The organism is Methylophaga sp., assembly GCF_048266885.1.
In the GTDB taxonomy this organism is placed as follows: domain Bacteria; phylum Pseudomonadota; class Gammaproteobacteria; order Nitrosococcales; family Methylophagaceae; genus Methylophaga.
In genome coordinates, this window is sequence record NZ_JBLWYR010000009.1 from 96799 (window position 1) to 108945 (window position 12147).

Annotated in this window: 8 protein-coding genes; all 8 read left to right on the top strand. The window is 41.7% G+C overall.

Annotated elements, in window-relative coordinates:
- The first annotated feature begins 14 nt into the window (after positions 1–14).
- Genes ACN0V2_RS06290 through ACN0V2_RS06325 form a run of 8 tightly spaced genes read left to right on the top strand, consistent with a single transcriptional unit; the run spans position 15 to position 11876 of the window.
- A complete protein-coding gene (locus ACN0V2_RS06290; RefSeq protein ID WP_417549944.1) occupies positions 15–1037 on the top strand; it encodes a radical SAM protein in 1023 nt (340 codons plus the stop codon).
- Positions 1037–2317: a glycosyltransferase family 4 protein gene (locus ACN0V2_RS06295; protein WP_417549945.1), complete on the top strand. Its 1281-nt coding sequence runs from the start codon at positions 1037–1039 to the stop codon at positions 2315–2317. The genes ACN0V2_RS06290 and ACN0V2_RS06295 overlap by 1 nt, the downstream gene beginning before the upstream one ends.
- Positions 2311–3516, top strand: coding sequence for an FkbM family methyltransferase (locus ACN0V2_RS06300; protein WP_417549946.1), 1206 nt, complete (start codon positions 2311–2313; stop codon positions 3514–3516). Before ACN0V2_RS06295 ends, ACN0V2_RS06300 begins: the two co-directional genes overlap by 7 nt.
- Complete coding sequence (locus tag ACN0V2_RS06305) at positions 3506–4525, top strand: radical SAM/SPASM domain-containing protein (protein ID WP_417549947.1); 1020 nt, start codon at positions 3506–3508, stop codon at positions 4523–4525. The genes ACN0V2_RS06300 and ACN0V2_RS06305 overlap by 11 nt, the downstream gene beginning before the upstream one ends.
- A gap of 4 nt (positions 4526–4529) precedes the next feature.
- A complete protein-coding gene (locus ACN0V2_RS06310) occupies positions 4530–5699 on the top strand; it encodes a class I SAM-dependent methyltransferase (protein ID WP_417549948.1) in 1170 nt (389 codons plus the stop codon).
- Between the two features lie 28 nt (positions 5700–5727).
- On the top strand, positions 5728–6831 hold the full coding sequence (locus tag ACN0V2_RS06315) for an FkbM family methyltransferase (RefSeq protein WP_417549949.1): 1104 nt from the start codon (positions 5728–5730) through the stop codon (positions 6829–6831).
- 32 nt (positions 6832–6863) lie between these two features.
- Positions 6864–7658 (top strand): cephalosporin hydroxylase family protein, encoded by a 795-nt coding sequence (locus ACN0V2_RS06320; protein WP_417549950.1) that lies wholly within the window; start codon positions 6864–6866, stop codon positions 7656–7658.
- A gap of 42 nt (positions 7659–7700) precedes the next feature.
- On the top strand, positions 7701–11876 hold the full coding sequence (locus ACN0V2_RS06325; RefSeq protein ID WP_417549951.1) for a glycosyltransferase: 4176 nt from the start codon (positions 7701–7703) through the stop codon (positions 11874–11876).
- Positions 11877–12147 lie beyond the last annotated feature (271 nt).

The following is a 12147-nucleotide window of genomic DNA, read 5'->3' on the forward strand; positions in this document are numbered from 1 at the left end:
ATTAGGGGAAACAAATGAAAGCTGAAGTTAAACCTAGAATAAATCTGGAGGAGCGCACTCCTTTACAGGATGTCATCCCTTTGGCTACGCCGATGATCCTATTTGTTGATCCTGCCAGTGCCTGTAATTTTGAATGTACTTTTTGTCCGACCGGCCATAAAGATCTGATCAAAGATACTGGCCGTTTTGTCGGTAGAATGAAGTTCGAAGTATTTCAGAAAGTCATTGATGATCTGGCGGGTTTTATTAAGCCGATAAAAGTGTTGAGAATGTATAAGGATGGCGAACCATTATTGAATAAAGAAATGGCGAAGATGGTTGCCTATGCTAAACAAAGCCCATTTGTGGATTATATCGATACCACGACGAATGGCTCTTTGATGACCCCAGAGCGTATGGGACCTATCCTTGAGGCTGGCTTGGATAAAATTAATATTTCTGTCGATGGGATGAATAAAGAGCAGTACAAAAAATTCACCAATTTCAATTTTGATTTTGAAAAGTTTGTAGAAAACGTCAAATGGTTATATGCCAATAAAGGCGATTGTGAAATCGTTATGAAAATTCCTAAAGAGTTGATTACCGAAAAACAGCAACAGGAGTTTTTTGATGTCTTTGGTGACTATTGTGATCGTATTTCCTTAGAAAACTTTGCGCCTTGTTGGCCACAATTTGATGTCGAAGAAAAAACTGGGTTTAAGATCACAGAAGGAATTTATAACCAACCGATTACACGAACCGAAACATGTCCATACATTTTCTATGGCATGTCAGTCAATGCAGATGGTTTGGTGAGCTCTTGTTTCCTTGATTGGGAGCGACGCTTGATTGTAGGTGATGTACGTGAGCACAGCTTACGGGAAATATGGAACTCGGCCGAGTTTAACGAGTTACGTCTGCAACATTTGGAAGGAAGACGCAACGAACATCCTGTATGCAATAATTGTGGCCAGCTGACGCATTGCCTACCGGATAATATTGACCCTTATCAACCCGTCTTACTCGAACGATTTAAGGCGCATTTGGCGAGTCGCTAGTGAAAGTAATTCACCTCACTCCACATTTGGGAGGAGGGGTTGGACGCGCATTATCAGGTTTGCTCCAACCATCAGAACATCATGTGGAGCATGTGTTTGTTTGTTTAGAACAGGCAGAAAAAGATCATTTTATAAAATTGATCATCGCTTCTGGCTATCAAGTGATCGTTGAACCAGATGAGCAACATCTGAAACAACTGATAATCGATGCAGACATTGTGCAACTGGAATGGTGGCGCCATCCAATCACGATTTCGGCCTTATTAAAATGCTCTCATCTGCCAATGAGGCTGGTGGTTTGGTGCCATGTTTCTGGTTTATATAATGAAATTATTCCTAACGCACTACTGGAAATCTCCTCACGCTTTATTCTGACGTCAGCCTGCAGTTATCAGGCTGAATCACTACACTCGATACTGGAATTACACAGCGAAAAGCTGGCGGTTATTCACAGTAATAATGGTCTGGAAAATTGGCCCAGATCGACAGCCTGTCAGCCACAAAACCCATTGTCTGTAGGTTATCTTGGTAGTTTTAACTTCGCTAAACTGCATCCAGATTACATTTCTTATCTGGCTAAAATTGAGTTAACACCTTTTACAGTGACAATGATTGGTGATGCACTGAATGCTGACACATTGATGGCACAAGCGAAGTCTTTAGGCAGAAAGGACTTATTACGGTTTACCGGTTACACCGACGATGTCGCCAACTCGTTAGACGACATTAATGTGTTGGCGTATCTACAAAATCCAAGACACTATGGAACAAATGAAAATGCCTTGCTGGAATCAATGGCTATGGGCATTGTTCCAGTAGTGTTAGATAACCCTGCTGAATGTGAGATTGTTGAGCATGGTAAAACCGGACTGGTGGTTTACGACCAGACGAGTTTCGCGCAAGCCATTTTATGGTTGGAACAACATCCACAAAAGCGAACAGAAATGGGAGAAAATGCCGCGGCATTTGTTCGTGAGCGTCATGCCTCAGGGAAAATGCAGAGAGCCTTTGACGAACAATACAACTTAACGATGCAAACACCAAAGCAAACAATTTCCTTTGAGAATATTTTTGGAGAAATGCCTTCCCAGTGGTTCCTATCCTGTCAACAACAAGCAGAATTGTTTAAAAACGATGGCGTTGTTGAAAGTCCAGATGATGATTATTTATGTCACAGTATGATGGAAAAAACAAAAGGGTCTGCAATACATTTTCACCATTATTTTCCACAGGATGAGTTACTTGCCAAATGGGCCACAGGAGTCACTGCAATATGCTGAGGCGATTTGATTCGTTACCTGATATGACATTGGCCAAACAGCTGGTGCATCAACTGGTGCAACAAACGATCGCCGATCCAAGTCGTCAAGTGGATAAGCCTCTGGTGTTATACGGGGCTGGGAATTTGGGCAGGATGGCTAAACTGTATTGTGACCGACTGGGCATTGATATTGAGGCCGTTATTGATCTGCAAGCAGAGAGGCATCGCCAAGATCTATTTTGGCAAGGATTGACCATACTGCATCCGGATCACGTGTCAGAAGAATTAAAACAATCCTCTCTATTAGCCGTATGTGTCGCAAATGGTGTGTATTCCCAGTTATGGGACACGTTGACGGAGCAGGGATGGCAAGATGTAGTGCACTTCTATGATATTAGTGAAGCCTATCGAGATAGACACCCACTCAGTAACGGTTGGTTTTGTGCCGAGCTTTCGGCTGAAGACGGAGAACAAATTTTAACCGTAATGAACCGCTGGGATGATGCACCTTCTCGGGCGTACCACCTTCAATTCGTTGCCTGGCGGCATCTGCGTCAGGACTGGGTGTTCGCTGAGGCGGAGATGCAATTGGATAACCGCTATTTGATTCCCCAAGTGACGTCAGTGATAGATGAACGAGAGGTTATTGCGGATATTGGCGGTCATCAGGGAGAAACTACCTTATTGCTTTTGGATGCTGTCAATCAGCACTATCAATCTTTATGGATCTTTGAACCTGATCCGAACAATTTATCGCAGATAAAATCGAATTTGGCGACCTTGATAGATCGAGATAATGACAAACTACATCTTTTTGAAACAGGCTTGTCCAATGTTTCCGGGGGACGTCAATTTTTTGCTGGCGCGGGATATGCATGCCAGCTGACTGAAATCGGTGATACAACTATAAATGTTAAAACATTGGATAGTTTTGAAATCCCTGCCACTTTCATGAAATTGCATCTGGAAGGCGAAGAGTTGAATGTACTTCAGGGAGCTGAAAAGACATTACTAAAACACCGACCCATCGTGGCCAGCACGGCCTATCATAATAGTTTAGGACTATACAAAATGGCCGCCTGGTTAATGAAAACATTAGACAACTATCAATTCTTTTTTCGGATGCATAGTGGTTGCGGTACAGGTGCTGTGATTTATGCCATACCAATAGAACGTTATCAGCGAGCCACCCATGCTGGAGCCAACAATGAAAGCTGAAGTTAAATCAAAACTTAATCCAGAGAATCGGGTTGAATTACAGAAGGTCATTCCTTTAGAAAGCCCATTCTTACTGTATGTTGATCCGTCCAGTGCGTGTAACTTTCGCTGTCAGTTTTGTCCGACAGGTCATATTGATTTGATTAAAAATTCGGATTACAAGCGAAGTCTGATGGATTTAGGACTATTCGAAAAGTTAATAGATGGACTTTCTGAATTTTCGCAGCCGTTGAAAGTAATGCGAATGAATAAAATTGGTGAACCATTATTAAATAAACAACTTTCTGAAATGATTGCCTTAGCCAAAAATAGTGGACGCGTTGAGCATATTGATTTGGCGACTAACGGGGCACTATTTACCGAGGAGCTGTTAACAAAAATGCTGACAGCCGGCTTGGATCGTCTGAATATCTCATTGGAAGGCATCAATGCAGAGCAGTACTTGAAACATGCAAAAGTAAAAATAGACTTTGCAGAATTTGTTAGAAAAATCAAATGGCTATATGTTAATAAAGGGGACTGTGAAGTCACCATAAAAGTCCCCGGAAATTATCTTACCCCCGATCAGCAAAGTGAGTTTTACGATACCTTTGGCGAGCACTGTGATCGAATTTTTGTTGAAGGCATTGCGCCCATCTGGCCGGGATTTGATGTTGAGGAGAGAAGTGGCTTTGAGGTAAAGATGGATCAAGGTCAATATCAGCAAGATCTAGAAGAGAAAAGCGTGTGCAGTTACCTTTTCTATGCCATGGCGGTGAACTCCGATGGAACCATCAGTGCGTGTTGTCCTGACTGGGATCAAAAATTGGTCATTGGGGATTTGAAACAGCAAACGATCAAGCAAGTATGGAACTCTGAAAAAATGCAGGAGCTTAGACTGCTCCATCTAGAGGGACAAAGGAAGATGAATCCGGTTTGCCGTGACTGTGGGCATATCAAATATGCACAGGTTGATAATATTGACCCGTATAAAGAAGTGCTTTTAAACAAATTGAAACAGAGCATGTAGACAGATGATGAAAGACAGCACTTGTCCTGCTTGTTTAGCATCGGCACAGCATTTGACGGATTGGGACTATAGTGGTCTTGATGACTCCATCTTTAATTACACGGCCAAATGGCATAGTTGTAAACATTGTGGGTTGGTCTATGTGTCAAACATAAATGATCAAATATTGGCACGGTTTTATGCGAATGAATGTAGCTATTTTGAGAATGATCATTTTGATATTACCTCTCCAGAAAATGTCGCTAAATATCAGCACTACCATGACTTCCTATCGAAAGCGGGTTTAGAAAATACTCCAATCACCGATATTGGCTGCGGCCGTGGTGGCTTCTTGCAATGGCTAAATAAACAAGGCTGGCAAGCGAAGTGTATTGGCGTGGATGTTGATATAAAAAGTATGCCGGTTAGTAGTCAACAGCAAAATAGTGATGATTCACAGGTTAATTTTTTAAAGGGTGGTGCTTTGGCATTACCATTTGATGCGAATAGTCAGCAGTTATTGACTTACTTTCATGTTTTAGAACATATCCGAGATGTAGATTCTGTTCTCAACAATGCTCAAAAGGTCCTAAAGGATCAAGGATATGTGTTGATTGAGGTCCCCGATGCTGAAAATTATATGCAACAACCTGTTGGAACAGCGTTTTGGATGGGTATACGTGAACATATCTATCATTATTCAGCTCAATCATTGAGCGATGCTTTACGCCGGCACGGTTTTGAAATCGTTGCTTGTCAAAGAGCGATGTTACCCACTCCTGAGTTTGAGTATCCTTCGTTGATGATTCTCGCTAAAAAAGTTGAAAATCCTTCTCCTACTGCTTTTGAGCTTACGGACAATATTGCAAATTATGTGACGGCTTCCAAGTTGGCCCTGGAAGAACAGGCAGAGAAGCTTATCAATTTGGCGCTGCAACATTCTCAATTGACGATATGGGGGCTTTCAACTCAGATATTTAGTTTATTGCCGAAACTCAAAGGAATTGACTATCGATTATGTGATGCGAGTAAGCAAAAACAACAAAGTCATTATCAGCAACAGTCGATATTAGACCCAACTGTCATTCAGCCGGGTTCAGCGCTGATCATTGCACCTTATTTACATGCTGAAAAAATTAAAAATGCCGCATTATCTTTGGGCTGGGCTCCTCAGTCTGTTTATAAGCTGCACTAAATGTTAAAAGCCAAGAATGGAATATGAAATGAAATATAGATCGGATGATGTTCTTGAACGCGTTAAAAGTTTAGCCCCATTAGTCGACGAAATAGATAAAGGGTTTGTGGAGGGGGGCGTCATCTACGGTGCTGGATTTGTAGGCACATGGGCTTGCGAGTATCTACAGAAACTAGGTTGTAACGTAGACTTTTTTTTGGATAGAGATGCTCGAAAAACAGGTTCAAAAATCCATAACGTGTTGGTTAAGTATCCCGAACAAAAGGACCTCGAAAAAGTTTCTGCCATGCTTATCGCTGCAAGACATGTAGTGAAACAGGTTGCGGATGAAATGAGCGAGCAAGATTTTCCTATCATGTCTTTTGATGGGTATTTTGTGGTCAAGAATTACACCAGACTTGCCAGTGTCAGAGATAATTTTTTTCAGGATGAAAGATCGGTAGAAACGTTTAATGCATTACTGATTGCCATGCTGACGGGCTCGGTTGAAAGCTGCCTGCAAGTGATGGAAAAAGATATGTATTTTGGCTTGCCAGAGTTTGCAGGCAATTTTGATGAAATATTTGTCGATGCGGGGGCGTTTGTTGGCGATAGTGTTGAGAGGTTTATTTGGGAAAACCTAGGTACTTTTCGACATCTTTATGCTTTTGAGCCGGGCTATAAACAGTTTGCTGCCATGACCAAAAGGATGGAACGGTTATCGCAGGAATGGGCGATTGATGAAAGCAAAGTTTCATTAGTAAAAGCCGGACTATCCTCAGAACAAGGGCGTATGAATTGTACATTTGTAAATGATGATCCGCTGCGGCATGGTTTAGCTATTGCCGAGGATGAAGTTTCAGAAATTGATGAGCGTACCAGTTCTGCGGTGTGGACCTTAGATGCTTATCTTGCAGGCAAACCCATTACGTTTTTAAAGGCGGATGTTGAAGGGATGGAGATGCCTCTTCTCAGGGGCGCTGAAGAAACCATCAAGAAATATAAACCCAAAATGGCATTGTGTGTGTATCACTATCCGAGCGATCTTTATGAGATTGCTGAGTATGTCAGGCAGCTAGTACCAGAGTATCAATTCCGTTTACGTCAGCATGCCCCCCTTTTTGGTGATTTTGTTTTGTACTGCTACATCTAATCGATAGCGGTCTTATTAAAGGTTAAGTAAGCATGGAAAAAACACCGTTAGAACAATTTAAACAAGATATTACGGAGCGTGTTAGTCAATATCCCGACAACCAGCCATTACAATCTGCTTCTCAAGAGTTTTTTAACCAGATTGGGATTGGAAAAGCCGACTACGTTTATAACTTTACCTGGTTAGGTGTACCGATAATTCAGATACCTCAGGATTTATATGCTTTGCAGGAAATCATCTGGAAGGTTAAGCCTGATTTGATAATCGAAGCCGGTATCGCTTGGGGAGGAACCTTAATCCATAGCGCTTCAATGCTCGCGATTCTGGAAGCGTGTGACGAAATAGATAAAGGCCATGTGCTGGGAATAGATGTTGAAATCAGACCACACAACAAAGCTGCTTTGGCTAGTCATCCCTTAAGTAAAAAAATTACCATGATAGAAGGCTCGAGCATTGATGACAGTATTATTGCTCAGGTAAAAGATTTTGCGAGAGGTTACAAAAGGATCATGGTTTGTCTGGATAGTAATCATACCCATGATCACGTCTTAGCCGAGCTTGAAGCTTATGCACCTCTAGTGAGCCAAGGAAGTTATTGTATGGTGGGCGATACGGTAATAGAAGATGCCCCTGAAGGTATGACATCTCAACGTCCCTGGGGAAAGGGAAATAATCCCAAAACGGCTGTTTGGGCCTATCTAAAAAAACTCGAAACGGAATTAGTTGAAGCAGCAGATGGAGACAGGCTGTTGTTCGAAATGGATAAAGAGTTAGAACACAAAGTGGTGCTGACAGGATCACCAGATGGTTATCTGTTGAGAAAGTAAATTCATTTAGCCCAACATCAGATAACACCCCAGGAAGAAACAATGACAATAATAAAGCAGGACGGAATATTAACGATCGGAATCACCAGTTATAACTATGGACATTTTATTGGTGAGGCACTTGAGTCAGTTATCAATCAGACATCTCCTCATTGGAAGTTAATGATTTACGATAATGGCTCAACCGACAATACGTTTGAGGTGATCGAACCCTATCTTGAAGATCCTCGTGTGTCATTGTTTGTTCATGAGAAAAATATTGGTGGTACGGCAAATAGCATTTATGCGATTCGACAAGCTGATAGCCAATATTTTTCCTTCCTTCAGGCTGATGATTTTCTAGAACATAACTTTGTTGAGGATGCACTTGAACAATTTAAGCTTCATCCTGAAAGTCCCTTTGTTTTTTTCAACTGGCAACAATACATAGAGCAAACGAAAACGCGATACGATCACAATCGTTTTCCGTTTTCCCCGGATCGTTCCGGCCCTCTTTTTATCGGTCCTTTCCTGACTATATTCAACTTTGTTCCCTTGCATATGGCAGCGTTCAGAACCGAATGCTTGCAATATGGATATGAGGCTTTAGTGGCGTCACCATTAAAGCAAGTAGGTGAACAGTTTGTCTTGAAATTACTAGAGGATAAATACGGTATTGGCTGTTATACCGGCACAATGGGTGGTGTCTGGCGCCGTCATGACGCTCAAATGACGGCCTTACATGTGCAAAACAGTGTGGCTTTTTTGGAAGAGCCAGCTGAACGTCATTGGTATATTAAAACAACGCCCAATCCCAACTATATAAATGTGTTTATGGCACTTGCAACCTCCATGTTCAAACTTTCTCCGGGGAGCTTATTGAACACAGCTGACTGGTTGACCCATACAGAAGGTCAACGTTATGCAGAGAGCTTTGGGGTGCCCATTGAAGCAAAAAGAGACAACATTAAACGCGTCGTGCTAGTGGTCCTACTTAAAGTTGCTACCTATGCTCAGTTGACGTTGTTTCAAGAGGCTGATTTGGTCAATTGGATGAAATCATTAGGCTATGAGTTCACTGAATCGGCATTGAAAGAATTGTTGTTTGATATTTTATCCACTGAAGGTGAGGTGCTACTGAACCTAAAAGAAATTGAGCAAATTTGTCAGTTTTGTTTTAAAAATATTCAACCGCAGCATATCAACCCCCAAGCGGAAAAAATCCGGGACCTGATTTACAGTCAACTCTTACCTGTACAGAGTCAAACGGGAATTTCATTACTTTCTATTGCCCGATCAATGTTGGACAAGAAGAAAAATATTTTCTCTTCATCTGAAGACAGAGAACTGTTTTTAATCACTGTTTGTAAATCGGCCTTTGATGGCATTGTTCAGCGTTATAATCATGCAATGAGTCCTGAGGATGCCGTTGAACTACATGATTTGATGAAAGCTCTGCTTGATCACAAACGAATTGTTGAGCAAAAAGCGCTGGCACTTCAACTGCGCTCAGATATTTATGAATGGCAGCTAAATATTGATTATCAACATTGGATTAACAATCACGCCTTATTAGAAATTGATGCTCAGCTTCACGCAGAAAGAATGATGAGATGGTCGGTTCAGCCAACCTTCCATTTATATATGTTTATGTTTGAAGGTGAGGAAACGCTTTTAGCGAATACCATTGATTCACTTGCAAAACAGTTCTATCACAATTGGAAGCTAACGGTTATAGCTGATGGACCAGCACCAGATGTCATGTTTGATGAGTTGGATGTTTTGGAGTGGCAGAGCTTCCCTGCAGAACAAGATCCATACTTTTTTCTGAATAATTTGATACTACAACAACACGATGGTTGGACCATGTTTGTTCCGGCAGGCGTACAGTTTGAAGCGCATACATTGTTGAGTATGGGGGATTATATTGATCACTATCCTCAACAGAAATTGTTTTATACGGATGATGATTTAATTTCTGAAGATGGAACAAGGCACTCTCCACGGTTCAAGCCAGACTTTAATCTCGATATGTTGAGAAGTAGTGATTACGCTGGTTTAGTGCTGTGCGAATGCAACCTCTTCAAACGTCTGGACGGATTTGACATGCTTCCCGCGCATGAAAATTATGGTCTCACGTTTAAAGCATTTGAATTGTTGGGAGCCTCTGCAATAGGCCACATTAGTGATGTATTGATTCATCTTCCAGAAACCATTCATGGACAAATGAACCAACCCACCATGCAGATGGCTGTAGAACAGCATTTACAGCGTTTAGGAATAAAGGCTTATCTTGAGCCGGGACTCGCCAAAAACAGTATTCGAGTGGAGTATGATTGGCCTGTATCTCCTCTAGTTTCTATCATTATTCCAACAAAAGATAAGATTGAATATCTTCGTCCATGTGTTGATTCTTTGCTGCTGAAAACCACTTATTCAAACTTTGAGCTGATTATTGTCGATAACCAAAGCGAAGATCCCGACATTTTGGAATACATTAATGTCCTTCAAGCAAACTATGGTGAGCGAATTAGACGGCTGGAATATCCCTACCCATTTAATTATGCAGCTATTAGCAACTTAGCTGCAAAAGAGGCAAACGGTGAATATTTACTTTTCTTAAATAATGATACGGAAATTTTGCATGCCGAGTGGTTAGATCGAATGGTCAGGCATGCACAGCGGCCGGAAGTTGGCATTGTCGGAGCACGCTTAGTCTATCCTGAGTCTGGTTTAGTGCAGCATGCAGGTGTTGTTTTGGGTATGGATAGTGTTGCGGATCACATTTTCTTGGGTGTGCGGGACATACATGAATCCGGTTATATGGATCGTGCACATTTAGATCAAAATTTTTCTGCGGTAACCGCTGCCTGTTTGATGATTCGAAAATCTATTTATGATGATGTCGGGGGCATGGATGAGAAAAATCTGGCCATCTCCTTTAATGATATAGATTTATGTTTACAGGTCCGAGAAAAAGGATATTTGGTAACTTGGACTCCTTACACTGTATTAGTACATCATGGAAGCATCAGTCAAATAAGCGAGTTCTCTTCTAAAGCCGAAGAAAATTCCCGAAGATTTATGAGTGAAAAAACATTCATGTTGAAAAAGTGGCTTCCTCAGATAGCCAATGATCCCTACTTTAACCGTAATTTGAGTCTTGCAGGCAGAGAAATCCAAATAGAAGCTCAAATGCCAACTAATTGGGATACCAATTTCCATGATAGAAATCGTGTACTAGGGCTACCATTAGCTGGTGGAAGTGGCGATTACAGAGTGATTCAACCGTTTAGCGCTCTCAGTCACGCAGCATTGGCACAATGTGAATATTATCGATTTAACCGTAATTTTACTAAACCGATTATGCTCTCGGAATATGCCCGCATTGCACCTGGGACAGTGCTGTTTCACGCAGCGTTAAATGATCTACAGCTAAAGCAATTAGAGCAGATTAAAGAATTTTTACCGGATGTTTTCCGAGTTTATAGTATTGATGATTTACTTACCAATGTCCCCGAGCAGAGTTCAGCTTATAAGGAAATTAAGCGTCATTTTGCTGACGCAAAATCGCGAATGAGGCGCGCGTTGCAAGCTTCGGATCGATTAATCGTCTCGACACAACCTTTAGCAGACCTTTGTGTTGGCATGATTGAAGATATCAGAGTTATTCCCAATCGCTTACCAAAAGAACCATGGCTATCGGTCACTTCTTTATCTAACCAAAGCGAAAAGCCTCGTGTCGGTTGGGCCGGTGCACAACAGCATCAAGGTGATCTGGCCATTATGGCTGAGGTAGTAAAAGCGACTGCAGATGAGGTTGATTGGATATTTATGGGGATGTGTCCCGAGGAAATTAAGCCCTATGTGCATGAATATCACCATTTTGTCCCTATTGCCGACTATCCGGCAAAACTTGCCAGCTTGAATCTGGATCTGGCTGTGGCACCTCTGGAAATACATCCATTTAATGAGTCAAAAAGTAATCTTCGCTTGCTTGAGTACGGTGTATTAGGGTGGCCAGTTATTTGCACAGACATTTATCCGTATCGCACCAATAACCCGCCTGTCGTTTATGTGCAAAATCAGGCAGATCAATGGGTGGCGGCAATCCGGCAAATATTGGCCGACAAAGCGGCATTAGCTGATGCAGGATTAGCTTTAAAGGCTTGGGTTCTAGAGCACTACATGCTGGAAGATCATCTTGATGAGTGGCTTGACGCTCTAACTAGAAATTAATAACGATCATAAAGGGCCTGTTTGGCCCTTTATTTTTATGGGTTTACCGCTATTGCATTGAAAAAATAAAGATTATTGGCACGAACACTGCTTAGTTGATTTTATACCTGATCGGAACGCCGACAGGTTCTGAATAAAATCGCTCAATTAGGGAGAGTGTTATGGCACTAATCGTCAATAGTAATCTGGCATCTTTGAATGCTCAGCGTAATCTGAGTACCTCACAGAATGATCTGAATACGTCTTTACAGCGGTTATCATCCGGCTTGCG